Genomic DNA, 25255 nt, shown 5'->3' with positions numbered 1-25255 from the left:
ATAATCACTGCCTGTGACAGCCGTCACGTAACAATGATCAGGAATCAGGCAGGTTTTTATGTCTAAGCAAACACGGAATATCTCTCAGAAAACGTTCGGCGAACGCATTTTCCACGCGGTGGGTTTTGAAACAATCGCGGTACTGATTTCGGCACCGGCAGCAGCCTGGGCGCTGAACAAACCGGTCTGGGAAATGGGCGCGCTGGCGATCATGCTGTCGACGACAGCGATGGTCTGGAACATCGTCTATAACAGCCTGTTCGACAAATTCTGGCCGGTTTCCCGCGTGGTGCGGACATTTAAAATCCGCGTGGCGCACGCGCTGGGGTTCGAAGGGGGATTCATCATGATTGGTCTGCCGGTTGCCGCGCTGTGGCTGGGGATCGGGCTGCTGGACGCCTTTATGCTGGAAGTCGGGTTCTTCCTGTTCTTCCTGCCGTATACCGTGGCCTACAACTGGGTTTACGACACGTTGCGCCAGCGCTGGATGGACCGCCGTCTGGCCGCAGAGGATTGCCCGGCCAAACATTAATCCGCATCGCTGAATGCACAAAAAAGCCCGCCGACATTTTCTTTGTCCGCGGGCTTTTTGTCGGTTATGGTTTTGCCATCCGCATAAACACAGGGTGTGCAAATGAAAACGTTAGGGTTGATTGGTGGCATGAGCTGGGAATCTACCGTGCCGTATTACCGCATGATTAACGAGCATGTGAAGCAGCAACTGGGGGGATTGCATTCTGCCAAACTGTTTCTCTACAGCGTCGATTTTTATGAAATCGAAAAGCTGCAAATGGTCGGTGACTGGCAGCAGGCGGGTGAAATTCTTGGTAACGCCGCGAATTCACTGGCGCGTGCAGGGGCGGAGGTCATCGTTGTGTGTACCAACACCATGCATAAAGTGGCAGACGATATCGAGCGGATCGGCGGCCTGCCGCTGTTGCATATCGCCGATGCGACGGCTGACAAAATCACCGGACAGGGGCTGCATAAAATCGGTCTGCTCGGCACACGTTTCACCATGGAACAGGATTTCTATCGCGGACGTTTGCAGGAAAAACATCAGATTGACGTGGTGACGCCGGATGAAGCTGACCGCGCGATTGTTCATCGCATTATTTATGAAGAGCTGTGCCTGGGCAGGATTAAGGAGGATTCCCGCGCAGAATACCGGCGGATTATTGGCAAATTAGAACAGCAGGGCGTGGAAGGCATTATTCTCGGATGTACCGAAATCACCCTGCTGGTGGGCGCTGAAGACGCGAGCGTGCCGGTTTTTGACACCACCGCCATTCATGCGCTGGCGGCGGCGGAGTTTGCACTAAAGCAGGATTAATCTTCTTCCGGGACCGGCCGGTTGAGCCGCTGTTTTGCCACCTGCATCAGCGGTTTACCTGCCAGCATCAGCCAGGCTGGCAGCATCACGATGCACAGTAGCGGCAATAATTTCAGCCCCGGCACCACCGCTGCGGCCATAAACAAGCTGAGCCAGCCGTCACGTGTCACCACCAGCACCATGCCCATGACGGCGCATGAAACGGTCACCGCCGCCGGCACATCCGGTGCGTACTGATGCAACATCAGGCCAAGCGATACCCCGACAAACACCGCCGGGAAAATGCGTCCGCCACGAAAACCGCAGGCTGCCGCCACCACTAACGCCGCCAGTTTGGTCAGGGTGATCGCCAGCAGCGGCCCCATCTCAAACAACGCATTGGAATGCGCCAGCTCCTTCATTTCATCCAGCCCTTTAAACAGGGTAATTTCCCCGCCTGTCAGCGCCAGTAAACCCAGCACAAACCCGCCAATACCCAGGCGCAATACCGGATTCTGAATATTGTTAAACATCCGGTGAACATGCGGGAACAACCAGACGGCAATCATCCCCAGCGCGATGGCAATCAGCACCACGACTGATCCGCTGAAAATATCCATCAGGCTGGCGGCGTCATACGACGGAATGCTGAGCGAAAAATCGGGCTGAAAAAACTGATCGGTGGTGATGGCGCCAGCGCCCGCGGCGAGCAATGGCGCAAAAAGGCGATCCCATAATTGCACATCTTTGCTGGTGCCGAGGGTTTGCGAAAAAATCAGCGCGGCCGCCACCGGCGTGCCGAACAACGCGCCGATAGTCCCGGCCGCCGCCAGGATCACCCAGTCCGTCGTTGGCACTGCGGGCAATAAACGGGATCCTATTGCTGCCACCAGCGCGATATTAATCACTGTAATCGGATGTTCCGGCCCCAGACTGACACCGCCTGCCAGTCCGACCATCAGCGCCAGCGCCAGCCCTGGTAAAGCGCTGACTGCCACCGGGGCGCCAATCAGAGATTCCGTGGCAGGATCCGGCCCGGCGTGGCCTGGCATATACTTAATGATGGCGCCGACGCCAATGCCGGTCAGTGTCAGCATAAACAGCGTCCAGCTGGCGGATTGTGTATTGATATTCAGCACGGCGGGAATGTTCTCCCACAGCAGGTTTTGCAGCGCGCCAGAAATCATCATGACGAATACCAGAACCAGGCTGGACATCACGCCGATAATGATCGCGGGCAGGGCAAAAGCTAACATGACTCTGGTGCGGGGATGGAACATGCACGTATTTCCTTATTTATAATTTTGTTTGCTCTGATAGCTTAGATGAATCCCGGCAAAGTCGGTTTGCGGGCTATCGACATTATTTTGTGTGGCATGCTGCATAAATGTGGGTTGCTTCAAAACTGCGTTGCAGCGTATAGCAATTACCGCTATTTTGCCCACACGAATTTGGCGCAAATGCGCAGCATAATGAATTTACTTTTGCGGAGAATAACATGACCAAATACTCCCTGGTGGGCGATGTCGGGGGCACCAACTGCCGCCTGGCGCTTTGCGCGTTGGACAGCGGCGATATTTCTCAGTCTAAGACTTTCTCCGGGCTGGATTACGACAGCCTCGAAGCCGTGGTGCGTGAGTACCTCGCGCAGCAGCATCAGGATGTTGAGGATGCATGTATTGCCATCGCCTGCCCGATCACTGGCGACTGGGTGGCCATGACCAACCATACGTGGGCCTTTTCCATTGCCGAAATGAAGAAAAACCTTGGCCTGCAACATCTGGAAGTGATCAATGACTTCACCGCCGTTTCGATGGCGATCCCGATGCTGAAAGAAGATGACCTGTTGCAGTTCGGCGGTAAAAAAGCGCAGGACGGCAAACCGGCAGTGATTTACGGTGCTGGCACGGGGCTGGGCGTCGCACACTTAATTCATGCCAATAACCAATGGTTGAGTCTGCCGGGCGAAGGCGGCCATGTTGATTTCGCGCCAAACAGCGAAGAAGAAGACATCATTCTTGAGCAGTTGCGTACCGAAATGGGGCACGTTTCTGCCGAGCGTATTCTCTCCGGTCCGGGGCTGGTGAATCTCTACCGTGCCATTGTTAAATCAGATAACCGCGTGCCGGAAAACTTCAAACCGAAAGACGTCACAGAACTGGCGCTGGCAGATGAAAATCTGGATTGCCGCCGCGCACTGTCGCTGTTCTGCGTCATCATGGGGCGTTTCGGTGGCAACCTGGCGCTGAACATGGGCACCTTCGGCGGCGTGTACATCGCTGGCGGCATTGTTCCGCGCTTCCTGGACTTCTTCAAAGCGTCCGGTTTTCGTGCCGCGTTTGAAGACAAAGGCCGCTTCAAAGATTACCTGATGGATATTCCGGTGTTCCTGATCACGCACGATCAGCCGGGGCTTGTGGGTGCCGGGGCGTACCTGCGTCAGTCTATCGGCCTTCCTCTTCGTCCTTGAAGTTGCAGCGGTGTTGGCTGCGCTCGAAGACCCGAATCACTGACATCAGTCAGCTCATCGGGATCTTCTCACTTGCCGCCTTGCTGCAACTCCAATGACTTAGCGGAAGAATCGGGCTTTCATTTCAAAAGCCCGATCAAAACCGCATTAACTGCCTGAATTCTTTCACCTTGCTGCGACTTACCGGCACCTCGAAATCTAAATCACTTAAGCGCAAAATATAGGTGTTATTGAACCACGGCACGATCTCGCGGATTTTCGACAGATTCACGCAGTACGAACGATGACAGCGGAAAAAATGCTCCTCCGGCAGGCGGTTGCATAATTCGGTGATGTTCATCGGCATGGTGAATTCTTCTTTGCGGGTATATACCTGCGTGACCTTTTCCTGCGCGGCGGCGTAATAAATATCGTTGATATCGGTAACGATAATCCGCTCATCTTTGATGAGATTGATGCTGTGACTGACACGCGGGGTGCTGCCCGCGACGGGGGCAATACCTTCCGGTTTATCGCCCGGTTCCTTCACTGTCAGCTCTTTATCCCGGCGAAAATGTGACTCCAGCTTTTGCAGCATGGTGACAATGCGTGACTCGTGATAAGGCTTAAGAATGTAATCAAATGCCTCGATTTCAAAGGCTTCTGCGGCGTGCTCCTTATAGGCGGTGATAAACACGATATAAGGTTTATGCGCAAACTTACTGATGTTTTGCGCCAGTAATACGCCGTCAAGGGAAGGGATGCTGATATCGAGAAAAATCGCGTCCACTTCATGTGATTGCAGGTATTTAAGCACGTCCAGCCCGTCATCCAATATTGCTTCAATGCTGATGCTGCTGTGGGTATTAATCAGATAACTCAGCTCTTCCTGAGCCGGTACTTCATCTTCGACGATAATCGCTTTCACTGAATTATCTCCCGGTGCGATGGCCCGAAAGGCGGGCGGGTAAAATGAAAAAGCGTCCCTGTAGTCAGGCTATTTTGCTCTCAAGGGCTTGCGTGACTTTTGCAGGAGCGTGGGTAATAACAAACGAAATATCGGTGCCTGGCTCAAGACGGCGGATGCTCAGGCCCTGACCATACAGCAATGAAACACGGTGATGCACATTGAGCAGGCCGATTTTGTTGCCGGGCATTTCATTGCGTGCCACACGGTCAATGGTTTCCTGATTAATACCGTGGCCGGTATCTTTTACTGACACCCTGATACCGTCAGCCTGATGCTTCACTGAAATCACCACCACGCCTTTTCCGCTGCATTTCTGGATGCCGTGCACAATGGCGTTTTCGACCAGCGGCTGGATCAGCAGGCTGGGGATTTTCACCGAAATGTCGTCATCAATGTCATAAATCACCGTCAGTTTGCTGCCGAACCGCGCCTGCTCAATGGCGATGTAATCCTGTACCTGATGAAGTTCTTTGCGCAGGTCGATCAGTTCATCGTTCAGTTCCAGGTTATAACGCAGATAACGGGAAAGATTGATGATGAGCTGGCGCGCCACGTCGGGACGGGCGCGGATAGATGATGAAATCGCATTCAGCGCGTTAAACAGAAAATGGGGATTTATCTTGCTCTGCAACGCCCGCATTTCGGCTTTATTGGCCATCTCGCGCAACTGTTCGGTGCGTGATACTTCCATCTGTGTCGACATAATTTGCGACAGCCCGATCGCCATCACTTTCAGCGAATAAGTGATGCGGTGCGGGTCGCAATAATAGATTTTCAGCGAGCCGGTGACTTCGCCTTTTTCCCACAGCGGAATAATAATCAGCGAGTGAATTTGCGGCGTACGGTGCATTTCATCGTTGTTTCTGACCGTGATTTCACCGCTTTCCAGCGTCGCTTTGGTCATCTCACTCAGCGTTTCATGGCCGATATTATATTCTTCAGCACCCACGCCGACGTACGCCAGAATGTTTTTGGTATCGGTGATCGCCACCGCATCGGCGTCGATATCATCACGAATAATGCTACAGATACTGGCCAGGGATTCGGCGTTGATATTCCTGCCTTCTATGTTACGGCCATCTATATTGCGGAAGTACGGCAGCGTTTTATTGGCAATATCCAGCGCCAGCCGCGCCTGCCGTGCGGCAATCACCTCTTTTTCATCCTCGACACTTTGCACCAGCAACACAATCAGGCCGATGGAACTGGCTCCGAGGATCAGCGGTGCAGCGATGTTCATGACGATATCCAGCCCGAGCGAAAACGGTCGAGCCATCAGTAAAATCAGGATCATGGTCAGCGTTTCGCACAGCATGCCGCCCAGAATACCGACTTTCCAGTGCAGTGATTTTTTGACTTTCTTATTGATATAACCGGAAAGGAAACCTGCGGTAATACTGGTGATGAGGCACGGAACAGACGTTGGCCCGTGAATGTCGATCAGGAAACGGTGCGTGCCGGAAATCAGGCCGGTAATGATCCCGACCCACGGCCCGAACAGGATCCCGCCCGACATGATCGCGATCGTACGCACGTTGATCAGTGAGCCTTCGACGTTGATCCCTGAGAGCGTACCGAAAATGGCGAACAGCGAGAAAATGGCGGTGACCGCAGTCAGTTCCAGCGGCGTATGGGTTTCATTTTCTTTGTGCAGCAGTTTGCGGAACAGCGGGGTTCGCGTGAGGAAGAACAGACAGATGAGCATCAGCGCCGCACGGTCGAAGACCGCCAGCAGCATATCGAACATGTGAGGCATGGCAGATTAGGCTCTTTGCACGATTGAAAGATAAGCGTGCCAAATGGATTCAGCGGTTATTATATGTAAAAGGTCAGACTTTCACCATCGCCAGACACAGGAGCACATTCCGACATGATTTTGTTATCCACGCCGCGGCTGATCATGCAGCCCATCCAGGCTGACGACTGGGCATTTTTCTTGCGGCTGTATCAGACCCCGGACGTCATGCGTTTTATCGGCGATATCGAAACCCATGCACAGGTTCATAGCCGTTTTGAACAACGTCTTGGTCACTGGGATCGCTACAGTGATTTCTGGCTGTGCCTGCTGATCCGCGAAAAAGACACCGGCGCGGCGGTGGGGCTGACCGGATTTTTCCCGGACTGGCGGCCCTATAAACAGGGCGAAGTCGGATTCATTCTGGCGCCTGAACATCAGCGCAAAGGTTATGCAGTGGAATCCCTGCGCGAAGTGCTGAACTTTGCGTTTGACCAGTGTGGTTTTCACCGTCTGCAGGCCAACGTGCTGGAAGGCAACGACGCTTCGCGCCGTGTGCTGGAAAAATGCGGTTTTCAAATGGAAGGCCGTTTACGGGACAGCTACCGGATCGGCGACGAGTGGAAAAACGACTGGCTGCTGGGGCTGCTGGCGACCGATCCGCGTCCGCAGTAAAAAAAAGAATGCGCAGTATCTCGACAGCCATTTTCCTCTGCGTTATGTTCGTAGAAGGCCGTTACGCGGCCAGCGTCGCTCGGACGGTCCGGGCGCTTACGTATCCCAGAGGAAATTATGGCTGATTCCAGTTCACCCCGTCGTTTTTCACGTATTGATCGTCTTCCCCCTTATGTTTTCAACATTACTGCTGAACTGAAAATGGCCGCACGCCATCGTGGCGAAGACATTATCGATTTCAGTATGGGTAACCCTGACGGCCCGACACCGCCGCACATTGTGGAAAAACTGGTGCAGGTTGCGCAGCGTGAAGACACGCACGGTTACTCGACCTCACGCGGCATTCCGCGTCTGCGCCGTGCGATTTCCCGCTGGTATGCCGATCGTTATCAGGTAGAGATCGACCCTGAAAGTGAAGCTATCGTCACTATCGGTTCGAAAGAAGGGCTGGCACATCTGATGCTGGCGACGCTCGATCACGGCGACACCGTTCTGGTGCCCAACCCAAGTTATCCGATCCACATTTATGGTGCCGTGATTGCCGGTGCGCAGGTGCGTTCTGTGCCGCTGGCTGAAGGGGTGGATTTCTTTGCCGAGCTGGAAAAAGCCATTCGCGAAACCATTCCGCGGCCGAAAATGATGATCCTCGGCTTCCCGTCCAACCCGACGGCGCAGTGCGTGGAGCTGGATTTCTTCGAGCGCGTGGTGGCACTGGCTAAGCAATACAACGTGCTGGTGATCCACGATCTGGCGTATGCCGACATCGTATACGACGGCTGGAAAGCGCCGTCAATCATGCAGGTGCCGGGTGCAAAAGACATTGCGGTGGAATTCTTCACGCTGTCAAAAAGTTACAACATGGCGGGCTGGCGCATCGGTTTTATGGTCGGTAATCCTGAACTGGTCAGCGCGCTGGCGCGTATCAAAAGTTATCACGATTACGGCACCTTCACGCCGTTGCAGGTGGCGGCCATCGCGGCGCTGGAAGGGGATCAGCAATGCGTGAAAGACATTGCCGAGCAATATCGCCAGCGCCGTAACGTGCTGGTCCGCGGGCTGCATGAAGCGGGCTGGATGGTGGAAAATCCGAAAGCGTCGATGTATGTCTGGGCAAAAATTCCGCCTGCATATGCGCATTTAGGGTCACTGGAATTCGCCAAACGTCTGCTGGCCGATGCTAAAGTTTGTGTGTCGCCGGGCATTGGTTTTGGTGATTACGGCGATACCCATGTGCGTTTCGCCCTGATCGAGAATCAGGACAGGATCCGCCAGGCGGTGCGCGGCATCAAAGCGATGTTCCGGGCAGACGGTTTGCTGCCACCGAAAAAAACGGCGGGTGAACCCCCTGTGGAACAGGATCCGGCCAGCCTCGCGTAATACGCCGTCAGACAACCAGACCGGGCACATGCCCGGTTTTTTTATAACATTAATTTAACTTCTTTACTTTCGTGGCCGCATTTATCCACAAAGTCTGCGCAATTCCTTTCTATACTCAGGGCAATATTCCTGTTTTCCACACGTTATCCTCCGGCGAGGAAATTACTCATGAAAACCCGTTATTCGTTGTCGCAGATCAGCCTGCACTGGGCGACGTTACTGATGATTATTCTGACCTACACGGCGATGCTGACCCGTGATTATTTCCCTGAAGATAATCAGCCGCTGGTGCGTTTGCTGCATTTTAATTTCGGGATTTGTGTCTGGTTGCTGATGTTTGTGCGCATTTTCCTGCGGACCCGCCATGCGACACCGGCGATCACGCCGCCCGTGCCGCGCTGGCAAAAAGCCGCGTCCCATGCAGTGCATGGGGTGTTATATCTGCTGTTTCTGTCGTTGCCGGTGCTGGGGATTTTGACGCTGGAGTTTGGCGGGCGGGAGTGGTTTTTATTCGGCTGGCCGGTGCCACAGTTTGTGACGCCGGATCCCGATGTACGCCGCACGGTGAAAACGGCGCATGAATTCCTGGCAAACTGCGGTTATTACCTGATTGGCCTGCACGCGCTGGCAGCGATTTATCATCATTACTTGCGTAAAGATGACACCTTACTGCGCATGATGCCGGGAAAATAAAGCGGGATTCACCGGCAGAAATCTGCCGGTGAAGGGGAGGCGATTATTCTTCGTCGTGTTTGTAATGAATGACCCGGCGTTTACCGTCAATCTGTACGTCAGCCCATTTACGCGTTACCGGTTTGACCTCGCCGTTGCGCAGGGCAGTGATCAGTGCAGGGTTATCCTTTTCTTCATACAGATAAAGTTCTCCCGTTTGCGCCCATTTCCCGGCCTCTCTGGCGTAAATACGGCAGTTGACGGAAGGCGTATCCAGCGTATTACAGAGGAAAACTTCTTTCTGCCGGTCGTTGTTTAAATCCAGCGTATTGACGATACACGCGCCCTGCAGGCTGTGACAGTCGCGCAGCGTGTTGCGGTATTCATCCAGCTGCGGCAGGTTTTTCCACCAGGTGTCGTCGGGGGATACCGCGCCTTTCGCAAGCTGAATCATCTTCTTAGCGTCTTCCACGCGATAATTTTCCGCCAGTGCAGCACGCTCTTTATCATCGTAAGCGCCCCAGCGTGATGTCTGCGCGATCATATTTTTCAGTGTGGCCTGCAGGCGCGGATCGGCAGTAAACGCGGGGTGTTGTTGCAGCGCTGTCAGCGCCTCGTTGCCACGGCGACCGGTATCAAAACGCAGCATCTTCAGATCGAAATCCTTCGCCTGCGTTTTGCCGCTGTCGAGTCGCGCAATCTGATTGTTGACGCTGATACGGTAAGGATCGAGCAGCGGGCTGTTGACCGCCATCACCAGAATGACCACCAGCAGCGACAACGGCTTATTGAATTGAGTAATACGCGGCAGCCAGTCCGGGCGTTTATCGATCACCGAAAAACTGTAGCAAAGGGCGGCGATCAGCGTGACGCTGATCACCAGCACCGCCCACAGACGTTGCGGCGTCCAGCCGTATTGCGAAACGCGCAGGCCGGTGGAATACAGCGCCAGCGCGGCATACACCGGCAGCAATAAAATCGCCGCATTCACCAGCAAACGGACCGCCCGCGGATACGGTTTTTCAGCGTGATCGGTTTCGCGTACCACGTTAACCAGCAGCAGAATGCCGAGCGCCATGGTGGTCAGCAAACTGGCTGCGGACCAGGCTTGCGATAACACCGTCAGGCCGGTGAACGGCAGGGCGAACAGGAAAATCAGCGCAACGAACGCCACCAGCGGCAGCAGGCCTTTGAGAATAAAACGGATGATATTGCGGGTGGTATTCATCAGCGCCGGTTGCGTGCGGCAGGTGACGATACTGATGCCCAGCAGCAGGCCGAACACCAGGTGCATAAACAGCGGCGTATCGAAAAACAGCTCATGGAAATATTCAATGCCGATCACCCGGAACAGCCCGGCACATAATGCCATCACGCCAACGGCCAGCAGCATCATCAGCAACGTCAGCATGGCGCACAGCGTATTCTGGCTGTAGCAGGCGGAAAGGTTGGCGTAACGGTAACGGTTGTCTGCCGGGAACGCCTGCACCTGTAGCCACGGCAAAACAAAAAAGACCAGCAGCGTCAGCGACAGGTTAAACGGCGCCATCACGCTGTCCCCGGACGTTGCCGCGATATTGCTTTTCGCCCAGGCTGCCATGCCCGCCAGTAACAGGATGAGCAACCCCGTTCCGCCCCAGAACCGGCGATCACCAGGCTGTACTACTGACAGAGAAATCAGCACCGGTAATGTTAATGCCATAGTCTGGCCGTAAATATTATGAGAGAACCCGGCATATCTGATGGCCGCGTGATCTGAAAAGAAGTAATACAGCAGGAACCCCTGCAACAGGCAAATCGCAAGGATTAACCAGCGGGTGGGAACGGGCAGAGGCGGCATCGCGCGACCTGCTCTGTTGAACTGAGACATCCGTGACTCTCCGAAAGTGTAAGAGGACATGTTGTTAAAAACGCATGCCAGTGTAGAGGGTTCCGGCTTCCGGTGCAGAAAACTCTTCACCTGAGCGGCCTCAGCGTTTTGTGAGCGACCCTTCATAACTGGCAAAATCAGCGGCAGTCACTAGGCTTATGGACTGGATGGAGAATTTCGAGGTGAAAATGGCAGAACACGAACTGAAAGAAAAGCGTATTGAAATTGTTAAGAATTTCTACGCCAAACTGGATCAGGCAGATGCCTCATTACTGGATCTCTTTGCTGAAGATGTGGTGCTGTTTTTTCCAAAATTTGGCACCGCGCAGGGAAAGTCTTCACTGGGGGAACTGGGTAAACGCTTTGCGCTTGAAATCGACAAGATCCAACATATTCAGAACGCTTTCCGCTTTCTGAGTGACGGAGATGCCATTGTGCTGGAAGGGCAGATGCGCGGCGTGATGCAAAACGGTGACCGCTGGCCGACGTCCGAAGTCGGCAGCCATCATTTCTGCACTGTCTTTGTCTTTGAAGATTTGCTGATCAAACGGCTGAGCATTTATCTCGATCCGGACTTTAATCTTGAGGATAAAAAGCGGGTGAATAATTACCGGCAGGTGATGAAAAGCGAGGAAAGCAAAACCTGAGATTGTCGGATAAAAAAAGAAGGGAAACCGTTTCAACCCACGGTTCCCCTTCGCCAACTGCCTCTCATCAGGATTCGGCAGGGACAATGTTGTTCTTATAGCGTTGCAGAATGGGTGAGTTGATCTCCGACGGGTTCTGCAACTGCCACAGGTTACGTTCGATACCGTCATTCACCAGATAAATCACGCCGGATTCAATCGCCGACATCAGGCATAACATCACAGGCTCATTGGTGGTGTAGCCCAGTTCGCCTTCCAGCAACCGCTGATAATCGATAAAGCGGAACACCCCGGCCTGCACTTCATACGACAAAATCGTTTTGCTGGTATTTACGGAAGATAAAACCTCGCCGGTATTGACGTCGACAGCACGCAGGTTCACGGCTATCTGATCCAGCTGGTATTGCGTACTGGCACCGATACCGAAATACCGCGCCCCCACGCCGCCTGATTTCACATTACTTTCGTAACCGATTATCGAGCCTTCAATCAGAATATTCGCTGCTACCAGCGAGGAAAGTGGCCGCTGATTATTGATCGCGACACTGCCATTTTCCTGCGCGGCACGGATAATTTTGCGTTCGTTCAGCAGGTTTTGCAGCCCCTGATGTTCCAGCGGGATAAACCATTTTGAATCTTTGAGTGCCGATACCAGCATCGCCGTGGCGCTTTGTGGCACGGCGGTGGAGAAGTTACTGGCCGGATACGGTTTGAACTGGCCCGTTTCATCCTGAATGTTATAGACCGACACAAAAATCCGGCCCTGCGGCGAAGGCAAATGCGTCAGATCGGTATAGCTTGGCGCCCGGGGCAATAATGTCGGTCTTGCGGCTTCTTTCGGTGCTGCTGTGAGGCACCCGCTCAACACAAAAACTGCGATGAGTAATAAATAGCTGCGCATGATGTCGTTCCTGTTTTTATTGGTCGTCGGAATCAGTTGGTGGTGGCGGACAAACCCTGAACCTGAATAGTGGAAATTTTACCGGTCTTGCGGTCAGTGACATTCATCACCAGCTGTCCGTCGGTATTCTGGATATCCACGATAAAGTCCTGTGTTACCAGTCGCCCCGGTTTTCCCTGATTGACGTTGCCCATCAGGCTGCCCAGCAATTGTGACTGAATTGAGGCGGTGAAATTGTCCAGTGCAGACGTCGAGGTGGACCCGAAGTCATACGCATCGGGGTCTTTATAGGAGTTTTGCGCCTGAGCTTCGTTGAGCAGGAACGCACCATTATTCGGGTTGCCGCCGAAATTCGGGTTGATGAACTGGAAAACCATATTGCCGCCCCAGGAAACCGGGGACGCCGTCAGCAATGCCAGCAGCATGACTGAACGCGAAGCTGAGACTGGAATATTCACGATGCTCTCCTTAAGAGGCTGTGCATTAAAATTCGTCATGGGCGAGATCCCCGGTGCCCAGTAACGCTTTGTCTAATTGCCGCCGTGATAACGCTTCGGTTACACCGGCAATGGCGGTATCGACGTCCTTATTAAAATTGCGACGGTTGGGAAACAGCAAAGTCTGATACAGGGTGTCCTGACCTATTTTTATGGTGATCCAGCTCCCCCAGCGGGCGCTGGGCCTTTCTGAAATGGTGATGGTTTCCGGGTAGTTCTGTTCCCATTTGCCGGTAAAGCCACGGTAAAAATCGTGGCCGACCGATGTCACGGTTCTGTCGGTGATAAGCCCCGGGTCTTTTATATCCGCAGCCTGAACATGCAGGCAGGTGGCGCATAACAGCGCCAGCCAGAGCCAGAAGCCCTTTATGCAAATAGTCATGATGTCAGCGCTTGAGATTGTCATTCGCCCAGGACGCCGCCTGGGTACGGTTTTTAACCGAGATTTTTCTAAATAAATTATAGAGATGCGTCTTGACGGTGTTCTCGCTGATAAACAGCAAACGCGCGATTTCCGTGTTCGAGGCGCCCACACGTAACTTATTGAGGATCTCTTTTTCACGATGGGTCAGGCCGGTTTCTTCTGAGTGAAGATGACGGAAAGCACCGGACTGATTGATCAGGTAACTGGCGAAGCCCTGAGAGAAGTAACATTCTCCGCGGATCACGCTTCTGATCCCTTCCACCAGATGCTCTTCGTCAGTGGAGAGATAAAAAACGGCGCTGATCCCCGGCCAGGTTTCAATTTCCCGAAAATGATAATTATCAGGTGTGTTTAATAATAATAACTTCACGTTGTCGTGATAGCGGTTAATAGCCGTTTGCCACAGTTCAATTGTCCGGCGATCGGCTTCCATCATATCGAAGAGAATTAATGCCTGTTGAAGCGCCTGATCCTCAAGTGATTTATGGATATTATGCAGCCGGGTATTGACACAAAGTTGCTGTTTTAATTGCTGCAATAAAGCACTGGCTTGTAATGATGGTTTGGTCACTAATAAAAGAATATTATTATTGATTGCTGCTTCATTACTCATAATGAAACCCTGCCCTGATTTTTATAGCCACAGTCTGCCACTGCCTGAATATTGAAAAGGCACGGAATAGACTGAGATTTTATTTTGCTAAATCTATAGCTGTATGTTTGCTGTGCATATCTGAAAGTAGCAAATATTCACAACCTGAGGCACATAATATTTTCAGGTGGTTTATGTGCGGTACTGACTCAATTTAGCTTTTGGTTTACCTTACGCAAGGCTTATTTATGTTTCAAAATGTAACTGAAAATGTATAAAGCTTTCCTTATGTATTCCGGGAAATTAAATTCCGCCCTATTAAAGAGGGCTTAAGTAATAAATTTACACTATCTTAACGTTTGGCCTTGTTAAGACAGCATATTTGTCAGATAACGCTGCGGATTAAGGGGGCTCAAACACCAGCCGGCTGCATACTTCGCCTTAAATAACTCAAACTGGTTTATCTTTTCGTATTGATTTTACTTAGGTGAGCACATCTGCAGGCTTCTTTATACCCTGTTAAACCGCGCCGCAAGGCAGCGGGAAGGCATTTTTAAGCGACTGTTAAGGGGTGGAAATGTGCGGGGGATCTCTTTTAGGACTGTTTTAGTTTCAGAGGGAATTAAGAATAGTTGCATTTGTGTGATTATTTAAAACGGTTTGCTCTGTAACTTTAGGATTAATGCCATGGGTTGATTAGCTGTGCTGACCTTTTACTGAGACGCGCTGGTCAATCCGTATGATAAATACCGCCTCATGCTTTTTGATGAAGTCTGAGATTAAAATACGACGAGCGGGTGAGTTCCTTATTTTGAGCAAACACCATAATCAATTCGTCAGCAGCAATTAGCCGGTAAGCAAAGTGTGGTGCCGGTATATACAGGGTGACGAAATGAAAAAGACTTTATTGACCCTGGCGTTACTTTCAGCCTCCTGGGGCATTCATGCACAGCAATTTGATATGGCCTATCCGGAAATGAATTCTGAGGTGCCGGATCAGATCTTTGCTGGCGCAAGGAATTCATCGGGGAATTCGTCAGTGATTTATCAGAACGGTAATAACAATCTGGCCACCACTTATCAGACGGGTTCTGGAAATTCCGGCGTTATCCGTCAGTCCGGGTCAGAGAATACTGCGCTGGTGAATCAGCGAGGTAATGGAAATAACGCGGATATATCCCAGAGCGGCAGCGATAATTTCGCCTACGTATCGCAAACCGGTGGCGGGGATGCATCCATTACGCAACAGAATTTTGGCAATACCGCATACATTCTGCAAAAAGGCCGGAGTGTGACGGAAATTCGCCAGAATGGTACGAACCAGAGCAGCGGCGTCGTGCAAAATTCGTCAGGAATGGCGATTAGAGTGACACAGCATTAACACACCAAACATCCGATATTAAACCAATGGGGTAGCATCATGAAACTTTGGAAAATTGTGGCAGTCTCCGCTTTAGTCGTCAGTGGCAGTGCATTTGCAACCAGTCCTGGTCATGGCGGGGGTGGCTCTGACCACGGTAATAATCCACCTTCATCAACTGTGCCGACATTCACTGCCACTCAGTGGAATTCTGAAATTCAGATTTACCAGCAGGGCACGGCAAACCTGGCGAATGCCACTCAATCTGGCGCACAAAAATCGCTGACCGCAATCAGTCAGGATGGCTACAGAAATAGCGCCGGGACGACTCAGACCGGTGATGGCAGCCTGATCAGTGTGGTACAAAAAGGTGAATACAACGGCGCTAACGTTTCTCAGAGCGCTAACGGCAGCAAAGTGCTCGTGTCCCAGAACGGTTCAGGTAACTATGCTCAGGCTTCACAAGGTGCGAATGGCTCTCTGACCAGCATTACTCAGGTCGGTACCGCGAACCTGGCCTACGCGTCACAAAACTGATTAGTGTTCCCTCCCCTGCGAAGGGGAGGAGTAAAGCAGAACAGGGCACTAGCCCTGTTTTTTTTCGACGGAACCCTGAGGATAAACGCTATGCACTTACTGCTGATCGCCGCCGTGATGTCCAACCAGCTTTGGTTTGATACGCACAACGAGGCGCAGAATTATGTTATTACCCCGATGGTCAGTCTCACCAAAGCCTGTTCCTGTCAGGTGGCGGTTTCTGTTTTGCAGGAAAGCACCGCAGGCACCAGCACCAGCCGCCAGAGCCACAATGTGAATCTTTCCGCCAATCAGCCGCAGCCTCTGGGACAGATGCGTTTTGCCGTCCAGCCCGGCGGGAAAACACAAATTATGATAACCATTACAGACGGCGACAAACTGCGTCTGGAAAAGCAGCTTACCTTGCCGAATGACGCCTGATACCGGGCGGATCACACCGCCAGATTGTCATAGCCTTTGCGGCGATAATTAAGGACAGAGATGCCCCAGAACACGACGAAAATCGCCACAGCCGCATAGCCGACGCTGCCCATATTCTCATTCAGGCGTTCGACAACCGCCCATATTCCGCCGTGTAAATCCAGTTTATCGGCCATCAGTCCGAGTGCTTCCAGGCCGCCGATCAACAGAGCGATCATCACGCTGGTGGCTGTAATCGTCATGTTGTAATAGAGTTTTCGCACCGGTTTATCGAACGCCCAGCCGTAAGCGCCGACCATGACAAAGTTATCCAGCGAATCGACCAGTGCCATGCCGCTGGCGAACAACGCCGGAAATACCAGAATGCTCCATACGGACATGCCGGAAGAGGCCCCCGCAGCGGAAATCCCCAACAGGCCAATTTCCGTGGCGGTATCAAAACCCAGCCCGAACAAAAATCCCACCAGATACATCTGCCAGCTTTTATTCACCAGATTAAATGCAAAGCTGAATAACCGGCTCATCACACCTCCCTGCATCGCGTGGGTTTCTCCGGCGTCGGGAAAGCTTTTGCCCTGTTTGATCTTCTGAAAACGGCGGTAAACATCGCGCAGAATCAGCGCATTCAGCAGGGCCATCATCAGTAAAAACAGTGCGGAAACCATCGTGCCGATGGTGCTGCCATAATCGTGCAACCAGCCAATTTTGTTGCCAAACATCAGTGACGTTGCGGCGATCGCCACGCAGGCCAGTACCACAATGCTGGAATGTCCGAGGGAGAAAAATGCCCCGACGGCCACCGGACGCTGACCCTGTTGCATCAGCTTGCGGGTAACGTTATCGATAGCTGCAATATGATCGGCATCGACGGCATGACGCAGCCCGTAACCGTAAGCCAGCAAGGCCGCCGCCACCAGCGCCGCATTGTGGCGAAACACCACCAGTGCCCAGCCCCAGGCCAGTAAATTGATTGCCAGCAGCCCGATCAGCAGCCAGAAAGCACGACGGTGCGTGTGAAAAAAATCACGGTTAATCATGGGAGTCCTTGTTGTTAAAACCAGAAGAAAATTGCAGACGGGCGCAGGCGACAACGGCCTGACCCAAAGCCAGTCCGCCGTCTCCGGCGGGCACGTTTTGCGGCATCAGCACGCGAAGGGGTGCTAAATAATGATGTAAAAGCTGGCGCAGCAGGCGGTTATGCAGCACGCCACCACCCAGTGCGACAGTGCGGGTGCCGGTTCTCACCGCGTGGTAGCAGGCGAGGGCGGCAAAGCCTTGCGCCAGCGCGTCGTGAAAAGCGAAAGCCCGTGCGGCAGGCGTGGCATTCCAGCCGAGCCATTGCTGCCAGAACGTCGCTAAATCCAGAAAAGTGCCCGACGGCGTATGCCGCAGTGGCATCGTGACCGGATGCGAAATACCCTGTGCACGTTGTGCCAGCGCTTCCAGACGGCATGCCGCTTCGCCTTCCCAGCTCAGTTGCGCAGGCGTACAGCCGAGTGCGGCGGCGACGGCATCAAACAAGCGCCCGCAGGAAGACGCCAGCGGGGCATTAATCCCGGCGGTGATGGCTCTGGAGAGCGGCAACCACGGATATGCCTGCAACACCTTTGCCTCCGGGCGTGTCTGCCAGTCCGGCACAAACGCCTGCCACTGCGCCAGCAAATTCCGCCACGGTTCCCGCGCGGCCCGGTCGCCACCCGGCAGCGCAACGGCAGGCAATCCGCCTAAATGTTCACAGTGCAGATAATCCACCTGTAAACACTCACCGCCCCACAGGGCACCGGTTTTATCGTCAGCAATACCATAACCCAGCCCGTCAAGCGCCAGCCCGATGACCTTGCTGCCATCCAGCGGCCAGTGATGTTCCGCCAGACACGCGGTGATATGAGCGTGATGATGAAGAACATCAATCATGCGTACACCGTGACTTTCCGCCTGCACATGACTGATATACGCCGGATGTGCATCACGGGCCACCGCCAGCGGCATACAGTCATAAAGGTGCTGAAAATGTTCAATCGCCTGCTGCTGCTGTCCGGCAATATCGCTGCGGGTGAGTGACCCGAAATGTGCGCTGAGAATCGCCTGATCACCGCGCACCAGACAGAAGGTATTTTTGAGGTCACCGCCCAGTGCCAGCAGCGACGGCTGGGCATCGAATCCGTCAGGCAACGTAAAAGCATCGGGCACATAGCCGCGTGCGCGGCGCAGCATTTCAGTACCGTGCGGCGTCACACGCAGCAGCGAATCATCGGCGCGCTGGACGATATCGCGGTTATGCAACAGCCACATGTCTGCAATGCCATCGAGTTGCAACAGCGCAGCCGCATTAGTCAGCACGGGGGCACAACCGTTCGCATTTCCGGAGGTCATCACCAGCGGGGTATCCGCTGCCTGCATCAGCAAATGATGCAGCGGGGTAAACGGCAGCATCAGTCCGACTTCGTCCAGTTCCGGCGCGATTGCCGCGCACAGTGGCGACATCGCGCTTTTCGTTGCCAGTACGATGGGCGCGGCCGGTGACTCCAGCATTTCGCGCAGCGCAAATTGCGGGCTTTCATCGCTGCATTCTGCCAGCCAGCCGATGTCCGGCAGCATCACCGCCAGCGGTTTTGACGGACGCTGTTTACGTTCGCGCAGCCGCATCACCGCATTTTGCTGCGTGGCATCGCAGGCCAGATGAAAGCCTCCCAGCCCTTTAATAGCGACGATTTTACCCGCGCGTAATGCTGCAACCGCGTATTCCAGCGCCGCATCTCCTTGCGCCAGCATGTCGCCATTTTGCAACGTCGCGCTGACCTGCGGCCCGCACTGCGGGCAGGCGACCGGCTGCGCGTGAAACCGCCGGTCGGCGGGGTTCTGATATTCCTGCCGACAGTGCGGACACAATGTAAATTCCGCCATGCTGGTGGAAGGGCGGTCATAAGGCATGGCGCGGATCAGCGTAAAACGCGGGCCGCAATGTGTGCAGTTGGTGAAGGCGTAGCCGAAACGACGATCACCCGGGCGGGTGATGTCTTTCAGGCATTCCGGGCAGGTCGCCGCGTCGGGCACCACCTGCGTATCCATCCGGCTGTGACGGCTGTCAGCGATAGTGAAATTTTGCGGAAGCGTCTGCCAGTCGAAAGGATTGAAGCTGATGCTGTCGATGCGCGCCAGCGGCGGGCAGTCGCGCTGTAATTGTTCAATAAAAAGTTCGAGATTGACCGGCTGAAGCAGCCTGATTTCCACACCCGCGCTGTCATTACACACTTCCCCCCGGAGCTGCAGACGGTCGGCCAGTTGCCAGATAAAAGGTCGGAAACCGACGCCCTGGACTTTGCCGCAGACGCGAATGAGCAGACCGGAATCAGACATAAATACCTCTTAAATCTCAGGGGAGGGAGAAGAATGGGTTTAAAGCTCCTCCTCCTGCGAAGGGGGAGGAGCTTAAAAACTAAACCTCAACCACCGGGATCACATCTTCCACGGCGCTGCGCAGGCGCGCTTTCATGTCGCTGTAAGTCTGATGAGCGTAGTTCTCTGCCCAGCGTTGATCGGCGATCTGCTCGACTTTCACCGCGCAGTATTTGGTTTCCGGCGTTTTGGAAATCGGGTCGAGATTGTCCTGGGTCAGTTCATTACAGGCACCGATCCACCACTGATACGTCATGTACACCGCACCCGGGTTGATACGTTCGTTGTAGTTGGCGCGGGAAATGACTTTGCCACGGCGCGATGCCACCCAGACCAGTTGCTGATCACGGATACCCAGCGCCTGGGCGTCCACCGGGTGCATCTGCACGAAGCCCGGTTCATCAGCCAGCGTCTGCAATGCCGCACAGTTACCGGTCATTGAACGGCAGGAGTAGTGACCGACTTCACGCACGGTACACAACACCAGCGGATAATCGCCGTCCGGCACTTCAGCCGGTGCGCGCCACGGTGCGGCAAACAACTGGCCTTTACCGGTCGGGGTGTCGAAGTGATTGTCGGCATACAGATATGGCGTCCCCGGGCTTTCAAGCGTGGTACAAGGCCACTGCACGTGTCCCAGGTCGCCCATTTTTTCGTAGGTGGCGCCGTAAAACAGCGGACACAGGCTGCGCATTTCGTCCCAGATTTCCTGGTTATCGTTGTAATGCATCGGATAACCCATTTCGGTCGCCAGCAGGCTGATAATGTCCCAGTCGCGCTTGACGTTATATTTTGGTTCGATGGCTTTCTCGAAGCGCTGGAAGCCACGGTCTGCGCAGGAGAAGACACCGCCGTGTTCGCCCCAGGAAGTGGCCGGTAAAATCACGTCGGCCTGCTCGGCGGTTTTGGTCATGAAGATGTCCTGAACCACCACGAATTCCAGTGCTTCAAAACCTTTGCGCACCAGACCTAAATCGGCTTCGGTCTGCAACGGATCTTCACCCATGATGTAATAGGCTTTAACTTTGCCTTCAAGGGCCAGATGCGGGATTTCCGTGATACGGTGACCGACTTCGGTGTCCATCTGATTCACGTCAATGCCCCAGGCATCGGCGAATTTCGCGCGAACTTTCGGATCGGTGACGGACTGATAGCCCGGGAATTCATTCGGCAGCACGCCCATATCACAGGCACCCTGCACATTATTCTGACCGCGTACCGGTCCGACGCCGACGTTGGCGCGGCCAAGATTACCGGTCAGCAAAGCCAGCCCTGCCAGACCTTTTACCACGTCAACCGCCTGACCAAACTGGGTGACGCCCATGCCCCACATGATGGTGGCTGAAGGTGCAGCGGCGTAAGTGCGCATCGCCTGACGGATTTGCTGCGCGGAAACACCGGTCTGTTCTGCCACGGCTTCCGGTGAGTAATCCGCCACATTTTTGCGGTATTCCTCAAAGCCTTCGGTGTATTTCGCGACATAGTCATGGTCATACAGATCTTCTTCGATCAGCACGTGGGCAAAGGCATTCACCAGCGCCATGTTGCAGCCGTTTTTGATTTGCAGATGCTGATCGGCAATACGTGCGGTTTCGATGCGGCGCGGGTCGCAGACGATGATCTGCGCGCCTTTTTCTTTCGCTTTGATCACACGGCGCGCGACGATGGGATGGGAATCCGCGCAGTTATAGCCGAACACCAGCAGACATTTTGAGTTTTCGATATCGCCGATGGAATTACTCATCGCGCCGTTACCGAGCGTGGCCTGCAAACCGGCCACCGACGGGCCGTGACACACGCGGGCGCAGCAGTCGACGTTATTGGTGCCGATCACTGCACGGGCAAATTTCTGCATCACATAGTTGGTTTCATTGCCGGTCCCGCGGGAAGAACCGGTGGTCATAATGGAACGCGGGCCGTGTTTTTGTTTAATGTCTTTCAGGCGCTGTGCGGTGTAACGGATGGCTTCATCCCAGCTGACGGCTTCGAATTTTCCGCCTTTCTGGCGGCGGATGAGCGGCTGGGTCAGGCGCGGGGTCAGCAGTTTGGTGTCATTGAGAAAATCCCAGCCGTAATAGCCTTTCAGGCACAGTTCGCCCTGATTGGTGACGCCGTTCGCGGCTTCCGCACGGATGATTTTTCCGTTATCTACAACCAGATTCAATTTACATCCGGCGCCGCAATACGGGCAGACAGTGGTGACTTTTTTCATGGTCTTGCTTCCTTAATCCGGGGTTAAAACAGCAACGGGGAGGTGCTGTCGAGCGCAGCGCGGCGGCGTTTTTCTGCGTTCATTTCCTGTAAGTGGTTACGGTCGATAGCGAAAAGTGCCTTGGTCGGGCAGATTTCCATACAGGCCGGGCCTTCAGCGCGGCTGTGGCACAGGTCGCATTTGTGCGCCTCGGCTTTATCCGAGGTGGTGACCATCGCCGCGCCGTTCTGGCGGAAAACGGGTTTGGTGACGACTTCCATGGCGCCGTACGGGCAGGCGACAACGCAGGTCTTACAGCCGATGCAGCGTTCCTGCATCACCTGTACATGATCTCCGGTGCGAAGAATGGCGCCGTTCGGACAGACGTTGGCACAGGGCGCATCTTCACACTGGCGACACATCACCGGTGTACTGAGATTGACACCTTTAATAACGTGCAGACGCGGTGCGAATGTCGCGGCGTTGAGCAGCGAAATATCCTGCGATTCACTGTGAGCCATCACGCAGGCAATTTCACAGGTACGACAGCCGATGCATTTTTTAGGGTCGGCGATGATAAACCGGTTCATTTTTCTCTCCAAATCCCCGTCGTCCTTGACATCGCAGGTGCGTTGGCTGCGTTCACTCGCCCGAATCACTGACTCATGTCAGCTCATCGGGACTCCTTCGCTTGCCGCCTTCCTGCCATACCAATGCCTTAGGGGATTTCAGTGTGCTTTTAATTCAGGGGGTTAAAAGTTTTCATCTACTTCTATACATAAAACGTGCCAGTTTCGGATGCTTGTTTTTATCTATGTATTTCAGTTGGTTATATAAAAATGACGTAACGATGACGAAATGTCGGGCTGATGTCATGTCTGTTTCGTCACCGCATCGACAGTTATGTCGACAGCCGCTGTCAGAGGCTTTCGGGCCGGAAAGGGGCGATTCCCAGCCCCTGCTCCAGCGCAGGCAATAGCTGATACAGGCGGTTCACGGCCTGTTCAACGGCGGCACTCATCGGGAAGTAAAAAGCCACCACGTCCGGCTGAATGCCGACAAAGGTGATTTGCGGGATGTCTTCACGCAATTGCTGAATAAGGAACGTCAGCGGCAGATTGTGGGTGGTCATCATGAACATCTCAGCGATGTCATCTTCATCGATAATGCGCATTTCACCGGGCGCCAGCCCCATGTCGGTGGCATCAACAATCACCAGATGCGCAGGCCGCAGTTCGCGTAAATAACCGATGTCGTTTTCTGGTGCCGCACCGCCGTCAACCACAGTCCAGCCGGACAGCGGTTTTTCAGCGCACAGTTCGGCCAGCCGCGGGCCGGCACCGTCGTCGCCCATCATGCTGTTGCCCACGCACAGCAATGCGTAGCGGGAGGATAAATCAGGCATCGTATCTCCTGACCATCAGGTACATGGCGGGGTCGTTTTCAATCTGGGCAAGCAGGGTGATCAGCGCATCGCTCCAGCCCTGTTGCGTATCACTCATGTACGGGCGGGCAGCGCTCAGCGCCAGCGCCAGCAGGTGGGTATGGCTGCTGTCGATAATGATCTCCCCGAAACGCTGCACACCGGCCAGTTTTCGATATGCTTCGCTGTTTTCGGGCAGGCAGTCAATCCAGTGCATATACCCGTCGAGAGGGCATTCGAGACGGGATTTCAGGCAGTCGATCACCCCGAGGTGATGGCCGATCGCCAGGCTGTAATACACCACTTCCTGCACTTTTTGCGAACTGCGTTTCAGGGCGCTTTTCTCATCGACAAACTTGCTGCTCAGCGAATAGAAAATCACTTTGTTCTTGTCCGGCTGATGACCGGCGTAGGGTTGATGTCGCGCGTAGCGCTGGTCGTTAACGGAGGTCATCACAGGTGTACCTCGCCACGCAGAACCTGCTGATAAATGTGCTGCAGGTTGCCGACAATTTCGTTGAGACGCAGATCGCCTTGTTCTTCAAGATATGCAGAAACGCGCTGTTCCACGGGTTGTAAGCCGGGCGCGGCCACGATATCCATAAAGGTGTCGGCAATCTGGCGGCCATAACGGTAACCGGCCATCCGGCGCGCTTCGCGGTCCAGCAACACGCGCAGCGGCTGCGGTAAATCCGGGTGCAGCAGCAGAGCCGGTTCGGTGGCCGCCTCATCGTGTTGCTGGCCTTTGATCTTCTGATCCAGCAAACCCAGCGCCATCGCAAAACCATAAATGGTGGCGGCCGGTGTCGGCGGGCAACCCGGAATATACACATCCACCGGCACGATTTTGTCGGTGCCGCCCCACACGCAATACAGATCGTGGAAGATGCCGCCGCTGTTGCCGCAGGCGCCGTAGGAAATGCAGATTTTCGGATCCGGTGCAGAATCCCAGGCGCGCAGCGCCGGAATACGCATGGCGCGGGTCACGGCACCGGTGAACAGCAAAATGTCTGCGTGGCGCGGCGACGGGACCACTTTAATCCCAAAGCGTTCGGCGTCGAACAGCGGAGAAATGGCGGCGAAAATCTCAATTTCACAGCCGTTACAGCCGCCGCAGTCCACGCGGTAAACGTAAGCTGAGCGGCGGATGCTGTGAAGCAGTGTGGATTTCAGTTTGGCAATGCTTTCATCCAGCGTGACGGGTACCGGCAGGCCATTTTCGTCACGCGGAGCAATCAGGTTATGACTCATGAATGAGCCTCCGTGGTCATGTGCCGGCCAATATCAATACGGTCGGAGGAAGAAAGGCTGTGCAGTTTTTTGCATTCGGGGCAGGTTTCATACTGCTCCCGGCGGTCAGCAACTTGCCGGTCGCTCAGGGCGGCGCTTTCCTGCAACAGGCTGAGTGCGAAGTCGATTTCCTTTTGTACCGCGTAAGGTTTGCCGCAGGCACGGCAGTGACAGATAGGGAAATCCGCGGTCTCAAACAGGTCTTCTTTACGCCAGACTGCCAGTTCAAATTCCTGCGACAGTCTGATGGCCGCCGTCGGGCAGACTTCCTCGCAGCGGGCGCAGAAAATGCAGCGGCCTAAGAACAGTTGCCAGCGGAGGGTTTCGCCATCTTCTGCCGTGGTCATGGTCAGCGCGTTAGACGGACAGGCGTTGGCACACGCACCGCAGGCAATACACTGCTGTGCGGTGTATTGCGGTTTGCCGCGAAAATTCGCTGCCAGATCCAGCGGCTTAAACGGATAAGCCACGGTTGCGGTGCCGGTTTTAAGCACTTTTTTAATCAGTTTCAGCATGA

General features: G+C 54.0%; 26 protein-coding genes. 10 read left to right on the top strand and 16 right to left on the bottom strand.

Features of this window, described 5'->3' with window-relative positions; translation table 11 throughout:
- Positions 1–58: 58 nt before the first annotated feature.
- On the top strand, positions 59–532 hold the full coding sequence (locus tag EX31_RS20050) for a multidrug/biocide efflux PACE transporter (RefSeq protein ID WP_013574455.1): 474 nt from the start codon (positions 59–61) through the stop codon (positions 530–532).
- Positions 533–634: 102 nt separating this feature from the next.
- Positions 635–1333 carry an aspartate/glutamate racemase family protein gene (locus EX31_RS20045; protein ID WP_037036331.1) on the top strand — a complete coding sequence of 233 codons (699 nt, stop codon included), beginning with the start codon at positions 635–637 and terminating at the stop codon, positions 1331–1333.
- Here EX31_RS20045 and EX31_RS20040 read toward each other — a convergent pair.
- Positions 1330–2592, bottom strand: coding sequence for an ion channel protein (locus EX31_RS20040; RefSeq protein ID WP_013574457.1), 1263 nt, complete (start codon positions 2590–2592; stop codon positions 1330–1332). The two genes, EX31_RS20045 and EX31_RS20040, sit on opposite strands and share 4 nt — an antisense overlap.
- Before the next feature lie 218 nt (positions 2593–2810).
- On the opposite strand from EX31_RS20040, the gene glk reads away from it, so the two are divergent.
- Entirely contained in the window at positions 2811–3782 is a 972-nt protein-coding gene (gene glk / locus EX31_RS20035; RefSeq protein WP_013574458.1) for a glucokinase, read from the top strand.
- A 136-nt stretch (positions 3783–3918) separates the two neighbouring features.
- On the opposite strand, the gene EX31_RS20030 is transcribed toward glk, so the two are convergent.
- Together EX31_RS20030 and EX31_RS20025 are read right to left on the bottom strand one after the other, a co-directional pair.
- The gene (locus EX31_RS20030; RefSeq protein ID WP_037036330.1) at positions 3919–4689 is read right to left on the bottom strand and encodes a LytR/AlgR family response regulator transcription factor; all 771 of its coding nucleotides are present in this window, start codon (positions 4687–4689) and stop codon (positions 3919–3921) included.
- 64 nt (positions 4690–4753) lie between these two features.
- A complete protein-coding gene (locus EX31_RS20025; protein WP_013574460.1) occupies positions 4754–6487 on the bottom strand; it encodes a sensor histidine kinase in 1734 nt (577 codons plus the stop codon).
- 114 nt (positions 6488–6601) lie between these two features.
- Here EX31_RS20025 and EX31_RS20020 point away from each other — a divergent pair, with 114 nt between their 5' ends.
- From EX31_RS20020 to EX31_RS20010, 3 genes are all read left to right on the top strand, one after another.
- On the top strand, positions 6602–7141 hold the full coding sequence (locus EX31_RS20020) for a GNAT family N-acetyltransferase (protein WP_037036329.1): 540 nt from the start codon (positions 6602–6604) through the stop codon (positions 7139–7141).
- A gap of 117 nt (positions 7142–7258) precedes the next feature.
- Positions 7259–8518: an alanine transaminase gene (gene alaC / locus EX31_RS20015; RefSeq protein WP_037036327.1), complete on the top strand. Its 1260-nt coding sequence runs from the start codon at positions 7259–7261 to the stop codon at positions 8516–8518.
- Positions 8519–8686: 168 nt separating this feature from the next.
- The gene (locus EX31_RS20010; RefSeq protein ID WP_037036325.1) at positions 8687–9211 is read left to right on the top strand and encodes a cytochrome b; all 525 of its coding nucleotides are present in this window, start codon (positions 8687–8689) and stop codon (positions 9209–9211) included.
- 43 nt (positions 9212–9254) lie between these two features.
- Here the strand turns inward: EX31_RS20010 and EX31_RS20005 are convergent, their stop codons facing one another.
- Positions 9255–11060 carry a DUF4153 domain-containing protein gene (locus EX31_RS20005; protein WP_037036324.1) on the bottom strand — a complete coding sequence of 602 codons (1806 nt, stop codon included), beginning with the start codon at positions 11058–11060 and terminating at the stop codon, positions 9255–9257.
- Between the two features lie 188 nt (positions 11061–11248).
- Between EX31_RS20005 and EX31_RS20000 the strand changes: the two genes are divergently transcribed.
- Entirely contained in the window at positions 11249–11707 is a 459-nt protein-coding gene (locus tag EX31_RS20000) for a nuclear transport factor 2 family protein (RefSeq protein ID WP_013574467.1), read from the top strand.
- A gap of 67 nt (positions 11708–11774) precedes the next feature.
- On the opposite strand, the gene csgG is transcribed toward EX31_RS20000, so the two are convergent.
- Genes csgG through csgD form a run of 4 tightly spaced genes read right to left on the bottom strand, consistent with a single transcriptional unit; the run spans position 11775 to position 14142 of the window.
- Complete coding sequence (gene csgG, locus EX31_RS19995; protein WP_037036323.1) at positions 11775–12608, bottom strand: curli production assembly/transport protein CsgG; 834 nt, start codon at positions 12606–12608, stop codon at positions 11775–11777.
- Between the two features lie 32 nt (positions 12609–12640).
- The gene (gene csgF / locus EX31_RS19990; RefSeq protein ID WP_369794818.1) at positions 12641–13033 is read right to left on the bottom strand and encodes a curli production assembly/transport protein CsgF; all 393 of its coding nucleotides are present in this window, start codon (positions 13031–13033) and stop codon (positions 12641–12643) included.
- Between the two features lie 58 nt (positions 13034–13091).
- Positions 13092–13511 (bottom strand): curli production assembly/transport protein CsgE, encoded by a 420-nt coding sequence (csgE, locus tag EX31_RS19985; RefSeq protein ID WP_013574470.1) that lies wholly within the window; start codon positions 13509–13511, stop codon positions 13092–13094.
- Positions 13492–14142, bottom strand: coding sequence for a biofilm master transcriptional regulator CsgD (gene csgD, locus EX31_RS19980; protein WP_013574471.1), 651 nt, complete (start codon positions 14140–14142; stop codon positions 13492–13494). Before csgD ends, csgE begins: the two co-directional genes overlap by 20 nt.
- An 871-nt stretch (positions 14143–15013) precedes the next feature.
- Between csgD and EX31_RS19975 the strand changes: the two genes are divergently transcribed.
- The 3 genes from EX31_RS19975 (at position 15014) to csgC (ending at position 16438) form a co-directional block, all read left to right on the top strand.
- On the top strand, positions 15014–15502 hold the full coding sequence (locus EX31_RS19975; protein ID WP_013574472.1) for a curlin: 489 nt from the start codon (positions 15014–15016) through the stop codon (positions 15500–15502).
- 39 nt (positions 15503–15541) lie between these two features.
- Positions 15542–16018 carry a curli major subunit CsgA gene (gene csgA / locus EX31_RS19970; RefSeq protein ID WP_037036322.1) on the top strand — a complete coding sequence of 159 codons (477 nt, stop codon included), beginning with the start codon at positions 15542–15544 and terminating at the stop codon, positions 16016–16018.
- A gap of 90 nt (positions 16019–16108) precedes the next feature.
- Complete coding sequence (gene csgC / locus EX31_RS19965) at positions 16109–16438, top strand: curli assembly chaperone CsgC (protein WP_013574474.1); 330 nt, start codon at positions 16109–16111, stop codon at positions 16436–16438.
- Between the two features lie 11 nt (positions 16439–16449).
- On the opposite strand, the gene EX31_RS19960 is transcribed toward csgC, so the two are convergent.
- The 8 genes from EX31_RS19960 to EX31_RS19925 form a co-directional block, all read right to left on the bottom strand.
- Complete coding sequence (locus tag EX31_RS19960; RefSeq protein WP_013574475.1) at positions 16450–17475, bottom strand: HoxN/HupN/NixA family nickel/cobalt transporter; 1026 nt, start codon at positions 17473–17475, stop codon at positions 16450–16452.
- Positions 17468–19795: a carbamoyltransferase HypF gene (hypF, locus tag EX31_RS19955; protein WP_037036321.1), complete on the bottom strand. Its 2328-nt coding sequence runs from the start codon at positions 19793–19795 to the stop codon at positions 17468–17470. Before hypF ends, EX31_RS19960 begins: the two co-directional genes overlap by 8 nt.
- Before the next feature lie 79 nt (positions 19796–19874).
- On the bottom strand, positions 19875–22046 hold the full coding sequence (fdhF, locus tag EX31_RS19950) for a formate dehydrogenase subunit alpha (protein ID WP_037036320.1): 2172 nt from the start codon (positions 22044–22046) through the stop codon (positions 19875–19877).
- A gap of 23 nt (positions 22047–22069) precedes the next feature.
- On the bottom strand, positions 22070–22615 hold the full coding sequence (hydN, locus tag EX31_RS19945) for an electron transport protein HydN (RefSeq protein WP_037036318.1): 546 nt from the start codon (positions 22613–22615) through the stop codon (positions 22070–22072).
- A 329-nt stretch (positions 22616–22944) separates the two neighbouring features.
- Positions 22945–23430, bottom strand: a complete 486-nt coding sequence (gene hycI, locus EX31_RS19940; protein WP_037036317.1) for a hydrogenase maturation peptidase HycI — start codon at positions 23428–23430, stop codon at positions 22945–22947.
- Positions 23423–23902, bottom strand: coding sequence for a formate hydrogenlyase maturation protein HycH (hycH, locus tag EX31_RS19935; RefSeq protein ID WP_013574480.1), 480 nt, complete (start codon positions 23900–23902; stop codon positions 23423–23425). The genes hycI and hycH overlap by 8 nt, the downstream gene beginning before the upstream one ends.
- Positions 23902–24699, bottom strand: coding sequence for an NADH-quinone oxidoreductase subunit B family protein (locus EX31_RS19930; protein WP_013574481.1), 798 nt, complete (start codon positions 24697–24699; stop codon positions 23902–23904). Before EX31_RS19930 ends, hycH begins: the two co-directional genes overlap by 1 nt.
- The gene (locus EX31_RS19925; protein ID WP_013574482.1) at positions 24696–25253 is read right to left on the bottom strand and encodes a formate hydrogenlyase complex iron-sulfur subunit; all 558 of its coding nucleotides are present in this window, start codon (positions 25251–25253) and stop codon (positions 24696–24698) included. Before EX31_RS19925 ends, EX31_RS19930 begins: the two co-directional genes overlap by 4 nt.
- Positions 25254–25255 lie beyond the last annotated feature (2 nt).

Origin of the sequence: Rahnella sp. WP5 (assembly GCF_000745615.1) — a bacterium.
GTDB classification, from domain to species: domain Bacteria; phylum Pseudomonadota; class Gammaproteobacteria; order Enterobacterales; family Enterobacteriaceae; genus Rahnella; species Rahnella aceris.
The sequence above is the reverse complement of the archived record's forward strand: the minus strand, read 5'-3'. Positions and strand labels throughout refer to the sequence as shown.